This is a genomic window from Frateuria sp. sgz306004, from assembly GCF_057750885.1.
This window is the reverse complement of the sequence record NZ_JBYLFE010000006.1, coordinates 96,895-111,349: the sequence shown is the minus strand read 5'-3', so window position 1 is coordinate 111,349 and position 14,455 is coordinate 96,895. Positions and strand designations below refer to the sequence as shown.

Annotated in this window: 16 protein-coding genes; 10 read left to right on the top strand and 6 right to left on the bottom strand. The window is 63.5% G+C overall.

All coding sequences use genetic code 11. The features are described 5' to 3' along the window. The first annotated feature begins 6 nt into the window (after positions 1–6). Positions 7–1,707 carry a dipeptidyl-peptidase 3 family protein gene (locus AC3G2C_RS14230; protein WP_488385282.1) on the top strand — a complete coding sequence of 567 codons (1,701 nt, stop codon included), beginning with the start codon at positions 7–9 and terminating at the stop codon, positions 1,705–1,707. Between the two features lie 44 nt (positions 1,708–1,751). Here AC3G2C_RS14230 and AC3G2C_RS14225 read toward each other — a convergent pair whose 3' ends face one another. The 3 genes from AC3G2C_RS14225 to hemH all read right to left on the bottom strand — a co-directional run bounded on the left by AC3G2C_RS14225 (position 1,752) and on the right by hemH (position 5,619). Next, positions 1,752–3,617, bottom strand: a complete 1,866-nt coding sequence (locus AC3G2C_RS14225) for an aspartyl protease family protein (RefSeq protein ID WP_488385281.1) — start codon at positions 3,615–3,617, stop codon at positions 1,752–1,754. 98 nt (positions 3,618–3,715) lie between these two features. Then, positions 3,716–4,582, bottom strand: coding sequence for an alpha/beta fold hydrolase (locus AC3G2C_RS14220; RefSeq protein ID WP_488385280.1), 867 nt, complete (start codon positions 4,580–4,582; stop codon positions 3,716–3,718). Continuing rightward, entirely contained in the window at positions 4,579–5,619 is a 1,041-nt protein-coding gene (hemH, locus tag AC3G2C_RS14215; RefSeq protein ID WP_488385279.1) for a ferrochelatase, read from the bottom strand. The genes AC3G2C_RS14220 and hemH overlap by 4 nt, the downstream gene beginning before the upstream one ends. A 108-nt stretch (positions 5,620–5,727) precedes the next feature. Between hemH and AC3G2C_RS14210 the strand changes: the two genes are divergently transcribed. The 5 genes from AC3G2C_RS14210 (at position 5,728) to AC3G2C_RS14190 (ending at position 8,331) form a co-directional block, all read left to right on the top strand. After that, the gene (locus AC3G2C_RS14210) at positions 5,728–6,417 is read left to right on the top strand and encodes a lipid-binding SYLF domain-containing protein (RefSeq protein WP_488385278.1); all 690 of its coding nucleotides are present in this window, start codon (positions 5,728–5,730) and stop codon (positions 6,415–6,417) included. Positions 6,418–6,486: 69 nt separating this feature from the next. Then, entirely contained in the window at positions 6,487–6,717 is a 231-nt protein-coding gene (gene tatA / locus AC3G2C_RS14205; protein ID WP_488385277.1) for a Sec-independent protein translocase subunit TatA, read from the top strand. A gap of 15 nt (positions 6,718–6,732) precedes the next feature. Beyond that, entirely contained in the window at positions 6,733–7,107 is a 375-nt protein-coding gene (gene tatB / locus AC3G2C_RS14200; RefSeq protein ID WP_488385276.1) for a Sec-independent protein translocase protein TatB, read from the top strand. Continuing rightward, a complete protein-coding gene (tatC, locus tag AC3G2C_RS14195) occupies positions 7,094–7,858 on the top strand; it encodes a twin-arginine translocase subunit TatC (protein WP_488385275.1) in 765 nt (254 codons plus the stop codon). Before tatB ends, tatC begins: the two co-directional genes overlap by 14 nt. Continuing rightward, positions 7,855–8,331, top strand: a complete 477-nt coding sequence (locus tag AC3G2C_RS14190; protein ID WP_488385274.1) for a cupin domain-containing protein — start codon at positions 7,855–7,857, stop codon at positions 8,329–8,331. The genes tatC and AC3G2C_RS14190 overlap by 4 nt, the downstream gene beginning before the upstream one ends. A gap of 9 nt (positions 8,332–8,340) precedes the next feature. On the opposite strand, the gene AC3G2C_RS14185 is transcribed toward AC3G2C_RS14190, so the two are convergent. From AC3G2C_RS14185 to AC3G2C_RS14175, 3 genes are all read right to left on the bottom strand, one after another. Then, entirely contained in the window at positions 8,341–9,087 is a 747-nt protein-coding gene (locus AC3G2C_RS14185) for an SDR family oxidoreductase (protein ID WP_488385273.1), read from the bottom strand. Between the two features lie 20 nt (positions 9,088–9,107). After that, positions 9,108–9,545 (bottom strand): carboxymuconolactone decarboxylase family protein, encoded by a 438-nt coding sequence (locus AC3G2C_RS14180; protein WP_488385272.1) that lies wholly within the window; start codon positions 9,543–9,545, stop codon positions 9,108–9,110. An 81-nt stretch (positions 9,546–9,626) separates the two neighbouring features. Then, positions 9,627–10,376: an SDR family oxidoreductase gene (locus tag AC3G2C_RS14175; RefSeq protein ID WP_488385271.1), complete on the bottom strand. Its 750-nt coding sequence runs from the start codon at positions 10,374–10,376 to the stop codon at positions 9,627–9,629. 105 nt (positions 10,377–10,481) lie between these two features. Between AC3G2C_RS14175 and AC3G2C_RS14170 the strand changes: the two genes are divergently transcribed. The 4 genes from AC3G2C_RS14170 to AC3G2C_RS14155 all read left to right on the top strand — a co-directional run bounded on the left by AC3G2C_RS14170 (position 10,482) and on the right by AC3G2C_RS14155 (position 14,217). Then, positions 10,482–11,399 (top strand): LysR family transcriptional regulator, encoded by a 918-nt coding sequence (locus AC3G2C_RS14170; RefSeq protein ID WP_488385270.1) that lies wholly within the window; start codon positions 10,482–10,484, stop codon positions 11,397–11,399. A gap of 62 nt (positions 11,400–11,461) precedes the next feature. After that, positions 11,462–11,677, top strand: coding sequence for a hypothetical protein (locus AC3G2C_RS14165; RefSeq protein ID WP_488385269.1), 216 nt, complete (start codon positions 11,462–11,464; stop codon positions 11,675–11,677). A 556-nt stretch (positions 11,678–12,233) separates the two neighbouring features. Beyond that, positions 12,234–13,499 (top strand): hypothetical protein, encoded by a 1,266-nt coding sequence (locus AC3G2C_RS14160; protein ID WP_488385268.1) that lies wholly within the window; start codon positions 12,234–12,236, stop codon positions 13,497–13,499. A gap of 250 nt (positions 13,500–13,749) precedes the next feature. Beyond that, positions 13,750–14,217 carry a hypothetical protein gene (locus AC3G2C_RS14155; RefSeq protein ID WP_488385267.1) on the top strand — a complete coding sequence of 156 codons (468 nt, stop codon included), beginning with the start codon at positions 13,750–13,752 and terminating at the stop codon, positions 14,215–14,217. Positions 14,218–14,455 lie beyond the last annotated feature (238 nt).

Here is a 14,455-nt window from a genome sequence, read left to right as displayed (position 1 = left end):
ACGCCCATGCGCCGTCACTTGCTAGCCCTGAGCCTGATCGCCGCCCTGGCCGCGTGCAGTTCGCATGACCAGACGCCCGCCGCGCAGGCTCCCGCCCCGGCACCGGCGGCCAGCACGCCGGCCACGCCGCCGCCGTCCACCGATGCCGACAATGCCGCCCAGCGCATGCCCAGCTACGCCACCGTCAAGCTCACCGCTGACCTTTCCGGTTTCGACGACAAGCAGAAGCAGATGATCGCGCTGCTGGTGGAAGCGGCGGACGTGACCAACGACATCTACTGGCAGCAGTCGTGGGGCGACAAGGCCGCGTTGATGGCGCGCATTCCCGACGACGTGACCCGCCGCTTCGCCGAAATCAACTACGGCCCGTGGGATCGCCTGGACAACGACCAGCCCTTCGTGGCCGGCGTGGGCGCGCGTCCACCGGGCGCGCAGTTCTATCCCGCCGACATGAGCAAGGCCGAGTTCGAGCAGGCCGACCTCAAGGACAAGACCGGGCTGTACACCCTGCTGCGACGCGACGCACAGGGCAAGCTGGCGACGGTGCCCTATCACGTTGCGTACAAGGCTGACCTTGAGCGTGCCGCCGACCTGCTGCGCCGCGCCGCCGCCCTGTCGGCGGACAAGGATTTCGCCGGCTACCTCAAGCAGCGCGCCGATGCCTTGCTCAGCGACGACTATCGCCCCAGCGACTTCGCCTGGATGTCGATGAAGAACAACCCGGTCGACATCGTGATCGGCCCCATCGAAACCTACGAAGACCAGTTGTTCGGCTACAAGGCCAGCTACGAAAGCTACGTGCTGGTGAAGGACCAGGCATGGAGCGCCAAGCTGGCGCGCTTCGCCAAGTACCTTCCCGAGCTGCAGCGCGAGCTGCCGGTGGACGATAAGTACAAGGCAGAAAAGCCTGGCTCCGACGCCGACCTCAATGCCTATTTCGCGATGTACTACGCGGGCGACGCCAACGTCGGCGCCAAGACCATCGCCATCAACCTGCCCAACGACGAAGAAGTGCAGCTAAAGAAGGGCACGCGCCGCCTGCAGCTTGAAAACGTGATGCAGGCGAAGTTCGACAAGATCATGTTGCCCATCGCCAAGGAGCTGATCGCCGACGACCAGCAATCGCACCTCACCTTCGATGCGTTCTTCGAAAACACCATGTTCCACGAAGTGGCGCACGGCCTCGGCATCAAGAACACGTTGGACGGCAAGGGCATGGTACGCACCGCGCTCAAGGACCAGGCGTCCAGCTTCGAGGAAGGCAAGGCCGACATCCTGGGCCTGTACATGGTCAGCAAGCTCGCCGACAAGGGCGAGCTGGACAAGGCCAAGCTGATGGACAACTACGTCACCTTCCTGGCCGGCATCCTGCGCTCGGTGCGTTTTGGCGCCAGCGACGCGCACGCCAAGGCCAACATGGTGCGCTTCAACTTCTTCCAGCAGCAGGGCGCCTTCAGCCGCGATGCCGCCACGGGCAAGTACCGCGTGGATTTCGACAAGATGACGGCGGCGATGAATGCCCTGTCCGCCAAGCTGCTCACCATCCAGGGCGATGGCGACTACGACGCCGCCAAGCACCTCACCGACAGCATGGGCACGGTGGACGCCACCTTGGCCGGCGACCTCAAGCGCCTGGATCAGGCCAAGATTCCGGTGGATATCACCTTTGAGCAGGGCCTGGACACGCTGGGCCTGGCCAAGCCCTGATCCTGCACAAGGCCGGGGCGCACATGTTGCGCCCCGGCATCGCGTCAGCGTGGCGCCATGTCACGCGCCGTGAGCGCGAGGTGGCGGCCATCGGCCAACGCCAGACTGAGCGGCGTGCCTTCCGGCAGGTGATTGCTCAGATCGCGTAGCTCCCCAAAACTCAATTGCGTGGCGGGCTTGCCGTTGACCTCCACAATGGCGTCGCCCTGCTTGAGGCCCGCCTGCGCGGCAGGGCTGCCGGGCATCACCTGGATCACCTGGTAGCGGTCGGGCTGATCCTGTTTCTTGTCGGCACGGAAGCCGGCCATCGCGTAATGCCATGCGGGTGCTTGCGCGCGCGGCATCAGCACCATCTGCTGGCGGCGATAATCGAAATGCACGTTGTAGCGCGCCAGTATGTCCTGCCCGATGTTGCCCGCCTCGCTGGGGTTGCCGGTGGCGCCCGCGTCCGCGCGGGTGAGCATGGCCACCACCTCGGTGAGGTGCTGGTTGCCGAGCGACATCGACTGCGCATGCGCAATGTGTGCGGTGAACAGTCCACCCACGCCACCGGTGGGCATCGGCGCGCCTGCGGCATAGCGCGCCGCAATGCCGTTGCGCTCGGCCCACTGTGGAAAGGTGAGCAAGTAGCCGGCGTTGCCGGTGTCGATGCCGAACATGCCGGCATGGCCATCCAGTTGTGCTTCAACCAGCGGCATGTCGTCGGTAAAGCGCAACGCCAGCGCTTCGCCCTTGGCCTGCGCCGGCGCATCGCCGTGGTCATAAGGCGACAGGCGCAGTTCGCCGCGGTCGTAATCGAACGTCACCGCAAAGCGCTCGAAGATCTCCAGCCCCAGGATGCCCGCAATGGGCGGGCGGCCGGCGCCGCGCTCGTAGAAGTCATACGGGTAAGGCATTACCAGAAAGGTAAGGTCGCGAACGTGCGCGTCACCCAGCGCGAGATCCTTCACCTTGGTGTAGGCCGTGCTCATCGAACCCGGCCCGGAGCCGGTGCTCACGCCGTGTCCCTGCGAGGAAAAACCCAGCGCCTTGGCAGCATCCGTGGTGAGAATGGCGTGCCCACCCGAGTCCAGGATAAAAGGCATCGGCGGGTGACCATCGATGCGCACGTCCACCAGCACAATGCCACCCTCCAGGCCCAGATGCGTGCTGGCCTGGCGCGCGTCGCCCGTCATGGTCACGTCGGTGACCTTGGGTGTCGGGCGCGTTAGCGCGGTGGCATCGTGCTGCGGGTGATAGTGCGTGACCGTATCCACGCTCTCGCCGTTCTCCGTGCCCGCCAGCGTGGTGGCCGCCGTGGTGATGCGAAATGGCAGCGTCAGCCCATCCACCGCGCGGTAGTCGGCGTAGCGTTGGGTGATGGTGAGAAACGAGCTTTGCCAGGTGGCTCGATCCAGGCGATGCGTGGCGGGGTCGATCCACAAGGTAACGGCGCGCCCTTGTGGCGGCGTGGCCTCGATGCGAAGCAAACGGCGCCCGTTCTCCACGGCATCGGGCAGCGCACGATAGGTGGTGGCCTGGTCGGTGCGCAGAAAGCCGAAGCTGCGCAGCCAGCGCTCGCTGACGCCGACCGTGAGTGCTTCGGGCGAGTCGAGCGAGTGAATCAGGCCGGACATGTCCTGTCGCCAACGGCCTTGCTCGTCCGCGCCGTCCGCTTGCGCGAAAACAGCATTGCGTATGCGGTTCTCGTAGTGCGTGCTGTGCAGGTCGACGCGACCTTCCCATGGCCCTTCCAGGCCATCGCTGAGTTCGGTGCCCTCGTAGGCGAGTGTGCCGATGCGATCCCAATGGGCTCCTCCGTAAGCTTGCCGCAATCCATCCAGCGCGTTGTCAGTGGCACTGGCAGCCCATACGGGGCTGGTGAAGCCGGCGAGCAACAAGGGAAACAACCGACGCAAAGGCAGCGACATGAGCAGTTCCTGGCAAGCGAACACAATGGGGGAAGCGCGATGCTTCCGTGGCTTGCCGGCAGTCTAGGTCGAGCGCGCCCGCAGGCATGTGCCGTCGGTCAGGGTTCGCGTGAGTGCTTGAGGTGATCGCTTGCCCAGCGTGCGACGGCGGGCGCGTGCTCCAGGTGCAGGTGGTGGCCGCCGTCCATGTGCGTCACCGCGATGTTCGCCACGCAGGCCGCGCGTGCCTGCATCTGCGGGCCGGGTAGGTAAGGCGTGTCTGGGCGCGACAGCAATAGCGCGGTAGGTGCCTCGATGCCGCGCAGCAGTGCGTGGATCTGCGCTTCCGGTGAACGCAGCGGTGAGGGACGGTTGAGGCGCGGATCGCTGCGCCAGTGCCAGCCATCGTCAGTGCGATGCAGGCCACGCTCTACAATGGGTCGCGCTTGTTCGGCAGGCAATCCGCTCGCCATGGTTCGCGCTGCGATCGCTAGCTCCACGGATGGGAACGAACGCAGCGAACGGCCGGTGGCCGAGCTTGCCAATGCATCGCGAAAGCGGCGCAAGGTGTGGTGACCATCGTCCGCGATAGGGCCCAACCCCTCGATCAACAACAAGCGTGCGATGCGCTCCGGCATGGCGGCTGCCACCAGCGCGGCGATACCCGCACCCAGCGAATGGCCGAGCAGGTCGTAGCGATGCAGGCCCAGTGCCTCGGCGGCCGCAAGCACCGTGCGCACGTAGTCGATGAAGTGATACTGCATGCCTGGCGGCAGGTGGTCCGAATGGCCATGCCCCGGCAACTCCAGCGCAATGACCTGGTGCTCGGCCGCCAGCAACGGCGCCAGGCGCGCGAAGCTGCCCGCATTGTCGAGCCAGCCATGCAGAGCCAGCAGCGGCGGCGCCTGGTCGTGGCCCCATACCAGGGCGCGCAGGCGCAGGTGTGGCAGGGAGATGTCGCGCTCGATCGGCCCCAGCGCCGTCACGCGCCGAACTCCGGCCAGCCGGCGCCTTGGCGCCGTACCAGCGCGGCAAGGCTTTCAACCTGTCCATCGCTATCGTTCAGCGCGGGAATGTAGCGCAGCGTTTCGCCGCCGGCCTCGCGGAAGAATTCGGCATTCTGCATGGCGATTTCTTCGAGCGTTTCCAGGCAGTCCACTGCGAAACCGGGGCAGGCCACGTCCAGTCGCTTCACCCCGCTGGCGGCCAGCTCGCGCACGGTCGCGTCGGTGTAAGGCATGAGCCATTTTTCGCGGCCCACGCGCGACTGGAAACTCACCAGCAGTTGCTGCTCATCCAGCCCCAAGCGCTGGCGCAAGGCCCGCGCGGTAGCCTCGCATTGCGCCGCATACGGGTCGCCCAGGCGCACGTAGCGCTCGGGAATGCCATGGAAAGACAGCAGCAGCTTGTCGCCACGCCCATGGCTCGCCCACCACTGCTCGATGCTTTGCGCCAGCGCGTCGATATGCGCCGGGTCGTCGTGATAGTCGTTGATGAGGCGTAGCTCCGGCGGCCAGCGCAGTGACTTCAGCGCATCGGCCACCGCATCGATCACCGAGCCGGTGGAGGTAGCCGAATACTGCGGGTACAGCGGCAGCACCAGCAGGCGGCGCACGCCCTCGCGCTGCATCTGTGCAATCTGCTGCGACACGGATGGCTGCCCATAACGCATGGCCAGCGCCACGCGAATAGGGCCGAGCGGGCGTAGCGCCTTCTGCAGGCGTGCTGCCAGGGCCTCGCTGCCCACGCGCAGCGGCGAGCCTTGCGCCGTCCAGATGCGTTGGTAGGCGTGTGCCGAGCGGGCAGGGCGCACGCGCAAAATCACGCCGTGCAAAATCAGCCACCAAAGCCAGCGCGGGTAGTCAATCACGCGGGGGTCGCCGAGGAACTCAGCCAGGTAGGGTCGCACCGCCCGCGCCGTGGGCGCCTCCGGTGTGCCCAGGTTCACCAATAGAACACCAGCCTGAACAGGCTGGTCATCGGAAGTGCCGAGAGGGTCGGTATAGTCGCGGGAGCGTGGCATGGTGGCTGGCGCGGGAGAAACGCCCGAGAGTCTGCCACAAGCCGCCGGCCGTGCCGCGGGAACCAATGCCGCAGGCCCGCCGTCTCACTTTCAGCTCAGGAGTCGTCCATGATCAAAGCACCGCTGGTTCGTCTGTTGCTCGCTGCCCTGGTCCTGCTCCTACCCGCCGTGGCCGCCCATGCCGAGGACCCGCCGCTGGTACGCGCCCAGAACTCCGTGCGTGTGCTCAACGAGATCATGCAGGCGCCGGACAAGTCCATTCCCGCCGACCTGCTCAAGGAAGCCCGCGCCATCGCGGTCATTCCCGACCTGCTCAAGGTCGGCTTCGTGTTCGGCGCGCGCCGTGGCGAGGGCCTGATCTCGGTGAAAGGCCCGGATGGCACCTGGTCCAACCCCAGCTTCATCACCATGACCGGCGGCAGCGTGGGTTTCCAGGCTGGTGCGTCTTCCACCGACGTGATCCTGGTGTTCCGTACCCAGCGCGGCGTGGATTCCATCGTCAACGGCAAGTTCACCATCGGCGCGGACGCCGCCGCCGCGGCCGGCCCGGTGGGTCGCACCGCCCAGGCCTCCACCGACAGCAACTTCAAGGCCGAGATCTACTCCTACTCCCGCTCCCGTGGCCTGTTCGCCGGCGTGGCCCTGGATGGCTCGGCCCTGCGCATCGATTACGACGCCAACGAAGCCATCTACGGCAAGGGCATTACCCCCCGCCGCATCTTCGAGGGCGGCGTGACCAACGTGCCGGCCCCGGTAGTCGATTTCAGGGACCGCCTGGAGGAGTACACTCAGCGTTGATGTGGAGCGGCGGCGTGGTAGCTTGTCGGCTTCTCGTTATGCCGCTTTGACGTCCTTGAGGCCTGATCCATGAGCATTACTCATCTGCTAATCCTGCTCGTCGTCGTCGTGCTGATCTTCGGCACCAAAAAGCTGCGCAACATTGGCTCGGACCTGGGCGGTGCCGTGCGCGACTTCAAGAAGGGCCTGGACGGCGACGAGGACAAGTCGCGCGACCCCAACGAGCGCCTGAAGGCTGATCCGCCGCCGGCCAGCAGCACCCAGAACCAGGGTCAGCACGACACCCCTGAGACCAAGTAAACCGGGCGGCGGGTCATGATCGAGATCAGCTTCGGCAAGCTGGTGTTGCTCGCGCTGATCGCGTTGATCGTGCTCGGCCCCGAGAAGCTCCCGCACGCAGCGCGCACCGCCGGTGCGCTGCTGCGCCGCGTGCGCACCGGCTGGGATAGCGTGCGCGCCGAGGTGGAGCGCGAACTGCAGGTGGAAGAAATCCGCCGCCAGGCACAGGAGGCCGCCGCACGCGCCCAGGCGGCGCAGGCCGATCTGGACGAAACCCTGCGCAAAATGCGCCCGAACGGTAACGCCCCGGCGCCTGCCGCCGAGCCCGCGCCGGTAACAGAGCCGGCCGCCGCGACCGCCGATGCGGCAGAACCCACCACGGCCAAGGAACCCCCGCATGGCGGCGCCTGAACTGGAAGGCCCCGATGCGGAAGGCCTGGAACAAAGCCTCTTCTCGCACCTGATCGAACTGCGCTCGCGCCTGCTCAAGGCGGTGAGCGCGGTGCTGCTGGTGCTGCTGGCGCTCATTCCTTTCGCCAACCGCCTGTATACCGAGCTAGCCGCGCCGCTGGTGTCGCGCCTGCCGCAAGGCGCGCATCTCATCGCGACCGAGGTGGCCAGCCCCTTCGTCACCCCGCTCAAGCTCGCCTTCTACGCAGCCTTGTTCATCGCCATGCCGGTGGTGGTGTACCAGTTGTGGGCTTTTGTGAGCCCCGGCCTGTATCGCCATGAAAAGCGCCTCGCGCGCCCGCTGCTGGCGGCGGCCCTGCTGTTGTTCTACACCGGCTGCGCCTTTGCGTATTTCCTGGTGCTGCCGGCCGCGTTCCGCTTCCTCACGGCGGTGACGCCGCAGGGCGTGGAAATGATGACCGACATCACGCATTACCTCGATTTCGTGATGCTGATGTTCTTTGCCTTCGGCCTGTGCTTCGAGGTGCCGGTGGCGGTGGTGATTCTCGCGGCCATTGGTGCGGTAAGCCTGGAGCAGCTGCGCAATGGTCGCCGCTACGCCATCGTCGGCGCCTTTGCCATTGCCGCCTTCATTACGCCGCCCGACATCACCTCCATGATCATGCTGGCCATTCCCATGTGCCTGCTCTACGAACTGGGCGTGCTGGCCGTGCGCTGGCTGATCAAGCCCGCGTCGGCAGGGCAGGCATGAGCGGCGCGGCCGCCCGTATCGATGAACTGAAAACGCTGCTGCAACTGCAGCCGCATGTGGAAGGTGGTCACTACCATCGTTTCCACCCGGCTCCCAGCGCGGGTGGTCATCGCCAACGTCCCCCGCTCAGCGCCATCCACTACTTGCTGGAAGGTGGCGTCAGCTCCAGCTGGCACCGCGTGGATGCCGAGGAAGCCTGGCACTTCGTCGAGGGCGACCCGCTGGAGCTGTTGATCTACGACCCCGACAGCAACCGGCTGGATCGCCGCCGCCTTGGCCCCCTCACGCACGACACCGCGCCGCTGGTAGTGGTACCGGCAGGCGCCTGGCAAGCGGCGCGCGCGTTGGGTGCCTATACCCTCGCCACTTGCCTGGTCGCGCCGGGGTTCGAGTACGACGGCTTCGAGTTGATGACCGAGGCCGACCCGCTGGCGGCGCACCTGAAAGGCTTGGCGCCGGAAATTACCTTTTGACGGCGCGGCTCAATCGAGCCGCCGCCCGATCGAACCGCCGCCGTCCACAAACAGCGTTTGCCCAGTGACATAAGCCGCCCCATCGGAGAGCAGAAACGCGATGGCCGCGGCGATCTCGCTCGGTTGCCCCAGGCGTCGCATGGGAATGAGCGAGAGAAACTGATTCTCGCGCTCGCCACCCACCGGCGTATTGGCGCGGAACAACTCGGTTTCGGTGGGACCGGGTGCCACCGCGTTCACCGTGATGCCGGTGGGCGCCAACTCCAATGCCCACGTGCGCGTAAGGCTGTTGAGCGCAGCCTTGGCCGCGGCATAGCCGCTGCGCTCGGCCACGCCCAGCACCGTAAGGCTCGACACGTTCACCACACGGCCCCAGCCGCGCTCGCGCATGCCAGGCAGCAACGCCTGCACGGTGTGAATCGCCGGGTGCAGGTTGACGCGCAGCATGGCGTCCACATCGCTCAGGTCGATATCGCCCACACGATGCAGGCGCACCATCCCCATGTTGTTCACCACGCCATCGAACGCATACGTATCGGCGAGCCGCGCCATGCGTTCGGCCGTGGCCTGGCTGTCGTCCAGATCCAGGTTGACCAACGTGCCCGGAAAATGCACGTCGGCGTTGCGCGCAATGCCCACCACATGGTGGCCGGCATCGGCCAGTTGCTGCGACAGGGCGCGGCCAATGCCACGGCTGGCGCCGGTAACCAGAAACGTGCGAGGCCGGGCGGCAGCCGAAAAAATTTGCTCATGCATAACAGTGTTGCTCCTGTCACTCACACCGGCTGTTTGCGAAACGCAATGGCAAAACGGTTCCAACCATTGATGGCCACCACCAGCAGCGTAAGGTCGGCCAGCTCCTCATCGGAGAAATGCGGGCGCACCGCATCCCATACGTCATCAGGCACATGCGTTTCGCTTACCAACGTGAGCGCCTCGGTCCACGCCAGCGCCGCGCACTCTCGCTCGTTGAAAAACGACGTTTCGCGCCAAGCGGAAAGCGTTGCCAGGCGGCGCGCATCCTCACCGGCCTTGCGCGCATCGGCCGAGTGCATATCCATGCAATAGGCGCAGCCGTTGATCTGCGAGGCACGCAAACGCACCAGTTCAATCAAGGGCTTTTCCAGCGTGCTCTGCGCGACACGCTGCTCCATGCTCATCATCGCCTTGATGGCGGCAGGGTTGGCTTTGTAGAAATCAATTCGTTGGCTCATGACGGTGCTCCGGGTAAAGATCAGGAACAGGGATTGGGGGCAACACGGAGCGCACCATGGCTAGGGCGCTCCACCGTTCGCTTACAACTGGCTCATGCCGCCATCCACCACCACTTCGGTGCCCACCAAAAAGGCCGACTCGCGCGCTGTCAGGTGCAGCACCGTGGCGGCGATCTCCTCCGGCGTGCCAAAGCGACCCAACGGAATTTGCGCCTGAATCTGTGCAGCCACTGTATCCAGCGCGGCGGCATCCACACCCAGCTTGCCGTAGATCGGCGTACTCACCGGGCCCGGGCTCACCACGTTCACACGCACGCCACGCGGCAGCAGCTCGGCCGACAGCGTGCGGGCCAGGCTCACCAGCGCCGCCTTGCTGGCCGCGTAGATCGAGGTATCAGGCATGCCGATATGCGCATTGATCGAGCCATTGATCACCACGGCGGCGCCGTTGTTCAGTAGCGGCAGCAAGGCCTGCAACTGGAAGTACGGGCCCTTCACGTTGATATCGAAAATCTGGTTCCACAGCGCTTCGTCGGCCTTCTCCAGCGAAGCGAACTTGGCGATACCGGCGTTGACGAACACCGCGTCCAGACGCAGCCCTCGCTGCGACAGCTCGTTCGCGAGCGCCTTGGCGGCGGGCAGCGAGCCGGCATCGTTAGTGACAGCAACGGCATTCGGGCCAATGGCGGCAGCGGCTTGTGCCAGCGCGGCGGCATCGCGGCCGGTAATCACCACGCGGGCGCCTTCGGCAGCGTAAGCCTTGGCAGCGGCCAGGCCGATGCCGCTGCTGCCGCCGGTAACGAGTACGGTCTTGTCTGCAAAGCGAGTCATGTGCGTTCTCCGAAAGGGTTGGAAGAGGGAACGCCGGCTATGCTGCGCGCCACCAAGGGCTTTGCCGTACCATGGCGTCGATGCACTCGTTCGAAGGTATCGAACATGTTGTCAGACGACGAACTGGCCCTGCTTCAAGCCATCCACAGCAGTGGCAGCCTCTCGCGCGCCGCCATGCTGCTGGGCAAGGCACCCTCCACCGTCTCGCACGCCGCGCGCCAACTGGAGGGGCGTTTTGACGCCCTTCTGTTCGACCGCCGCCGCTACCGCATGCAACTCACTCCCGCCGGCTTGCTGCTCGCGCAGGAGTCGGCGCGGCTGGCGCAGGACGTGTCGCGCCTCACGCGGCGAGTCAAACAGGTGGCCGGCGGCTGGGAAGATCGCCTGTGGATCGTCACCGACGAACTCCTGGAATTTGAAACCCTGCTTCCGGTGATCCGCGCCTTCGACGCATTGCGCTCAGAGGTGCTGCTGCGCCTTACCCACGAAGTGCTCAACGGCACCTGGGAAGCCCTGCGCGACGGCCGCGCCGACCTGGTGGTGGGCGCCACCAATGCGCCGCCCTCCATTCCCAACCTCCGTTGGGAGGAGCTTGGCGTTATGGAATGGGTATTCGCCGTAGCGCCTCGCCACTCGCTGGCCAAGCTGGCAGGCCCGCTAGAGCAGGAGCAACTGCTGCCTTATCGCGCCGTGGTAGTAGCCGACACCGCACGCGGCCTGGATAGCCGAAGCTTCGGCATCCTCGGCGGCCAGCCGACCCTGGCCGTGCCGACCATGCATGCCAAAATCCTCGCCCAGCGCGAAGGCCTGGGCGTGGGTTGGCTCCCACGCCAGCGCGTGCAATCGCTGCTCAAGCGTGGCGAGTTGATCGAAAAACGCATGGCCTCCCCCCGCGATCCCAATCGACTCTTCGTCGGCTGGCGTGGAGATCATCACGGCCGCGCACTGGATTGGTGGTTGGAACAGCTACGTCAGCCGCGGTTGGCGAAGAAGTTGTTGCAGGGTGTTGATCGCTGGGGATGAGGATCAACATCAGAGCATCCTTAGCTCCAAGCAAATCAATCGGTTTCCACGAAAGGGACTTGATGATCGTCCACATCACCTGCAGGACAAATCGGTTCAACCTATCCATCGTCGGTACGGACTTCATCAACGACTGCTGCTTTGGTGAGGATTTTCCTGGCTGGCTGGTATCGGAGCTTTCGGTGCAGGGCGTCGTCGCGCGTGGTGGGCATGGAGAACCTTGGATCGGCGAATCTGTCCGAGAAGTGCGTCCGCACGCGACTCATGCGTATCAGTGACACGCAAGGGGGAAGGCTCCGAGGAACCCGTCCAAGGGGGGCATATTCTTCTGCAACGTCGCCGCACCTTGGTTCACAAGATCTTCGGCACGGGCAAACCTACTCGCGCTGATCCTCCGGTGAACACGGCCACCGATCTGCGAGTTTCAATGCGGCCGTCGCTGAGCCCTGATAGCTTGAGAGCTGGCGTGGAGTTAGATGGCGACAATGCGTGCTCTTACCATTAGGATGCGACGATGTTCGAACTTAGGTGCGACCCCTAGGGAAGATCTGATTAATCGACTTTTTGTTCGTCATTCCTGCGGAAGCAGGAATCCAGGGTATTTACGCTCAAAGATTTACAGACACTGGATCCCAGCTATCGCTGGGATGACCATAAAGATCAGAGCATCACTAAGTGCGAAAGAAGAAGAGCTGGATTGAGATGGCGGGCCTTCCCCTTGCTGCTGTGATGGCTTCCGCCGACCAAACGACGATTACTGTCTGATCAGATCGACGAGTAAGATGAAGCCGAAATGCAGGCTCTATCTTTGGCGACCGCATTACAGGGAAATTTATGAGCGCAATCACGCTGGGGCGTACGCTTCTTTTATTGTTGGCCGTATCGTTGTTGCCTGTGACGACACGGGCGTCTACGCCTTCGCCGAAAATAAAGTGCGCAGACGGACCGGTGGCGAAGAAGTACGGGAAAACGTCGTGGTTGGTGTATGGCTGCGAAGATGGCAAGTCAGTTCGTATCGCATCAGCGCCAGAGAATAAGGCAGTCCGTTTCAGCTTCACGTTTGTCGCTGACGATGATGGATATGCGCTTCATGGTGAAGGTCAGGGCGATAAGCAGGTTACCGACGCCGCATACCTGGAGCTAAATTCGTTGAGTGAAGCTGATATCGCGGCGCTTGCTTCCGAAGTGCGCAATGGCAAGGGTGCTGCGGCGAAGTCCACCCAGGCGGCAGCCGAGACGCCCCCTGCCACTGTGCAGAGTCGAGCCGAACTCGTATCGGTCGAGCGTAATCGGCCGACCCAGGTGCCTTACGGTAGGCTTCTAGATCCGAGCACCCCGCTTCAGGAGCGCCAAGCCATATTTTCCGACCTGGAAGCACAAGCTCGGGCGGGCAATGCTTGGGCGCTCTATGTCACCGGGTCACTCTATCGTATTGGTAATGCGCTCCCGAGCTCTCCAGTTGCTCGAGACTTGACCAAGGCACGCCTCTACCTGAGCAATGCCGCCGCGCATGGCGCGATTTTGGCCATGGCCAAGATGGCCGAGCTTGAGGTTGCATCGAAGAATTCGATGGAGGCCATGACGTGGGCGCAAATCTTTGGTCACTACGCCGAGCTACTGCCAAAGAAAATCCGCCCTTCGGAAGGCTATTTGGCTGAACTCGTGGGTCGCACCTCTCAGGGCATCAAGAAGGCGCAACTTCAAGACGTAGTCGACCATGTCAACGACTTTATTGCCGCTTATGACAGTCCAGTGAGATCGGGCGCGTCAAGCAATCAGACCTATTCTCCCGGCATGGCTCCCATCGATATTCCCGAGAACTCGAGCATCACACTTTCGGCATCGGAAATCTTGCCTGCAGGCTTTGCAGACTATCTAGTGACATTTGGGCAAGATGGCACGTTGAAAGATGTCTTCTTGTTGGATGCCACACCGGATGTCAGATTGGGCAACAAGCTTCGCAGTACATTAAAGGGCTATCGTGTTGGGCCCGCTCCGTCGACGGATGGGGACGCGATTCGCTATGCCTATATTCCCGTGATGTTTGACGATGGTCAGTATCGCCTGGCACCGAACAACGCCAAGCCATCTGCTCAATAGTCAAAAGGAAGAAGCTCACTTGGCGATGTTTGATGCTTGCGCTTGGTGCCAAGTGAACCTGGCCCCGTTTGTTCATAGCAGCCCGTCTCAGGGGCGAGATGTGAGAAGGTGCCCAAGCGTGGAGACGCTATAGGCCAAGTTTTCGCTTACCCTTTGGGCGCTGGTGACCTAATCCCGCAGGTCCTGTTGCGCATCAATGGAGATGTATGTGTTGTACACGGCGGTGGTTAGTGCCATCGGATCGGCCTTGATGAGCCTGCTGCTCACATTCAGCATGAAGGGGAAGCTCAAGGAGGTCAGTGCTGCGGGCTATCCCTGTATGCGGTATGCGACAGCGCACTTCCTTATGTTGGCCTTCGGGCTCATCCTCGTCGGGATTGGCATTTACGAGTGGTTTGATCCGCGCAACCATAGATATTCCGGCAACCTGGCCATCTTGTGCTATGACCCCATTGGCGTCGGGGTATTCGCGTTCGTTTGTGCGGGCTATTTTGCTAGCTATTTGGCGTTGTTGACGCCAAAGGCCATCAAGGTCTCGAGGTGGCCCTTCGGTACGAGCGAATACTCGCTAGATAAGCTCGTCTCTCTCCAAGAGAAGGGGCAGCAGGCCATTCTCACCTTCAGCGATGGCCGGAAACTGGCGGTGACATACATGCTCTCTGGGAGTCGTCACTTCGTTCAGAGTGTGGAAGTCAGGGGCGGTGCGACGCCTCTCTGAGGCCCGCGTTCTGCGGCGGATTCAAAAGAGGCGTCTGAGCGCGCTACACCGCGCTTGCTCATCGGATGAGCGAGAAAAGCACTCATTGGCTTGGGCTTTAGCCGAAGCATGGTTCCTTGTTTTGACTGGTAGAAGTTGCGACAGAATCGGGGTCAAGTTCACTTTTGCCGCACAAAGGAGAACCTGATCCCGTTCTTGCCTCCCAAGCCAGCGTCCACCAAGCGTGTCCGGCCACGCA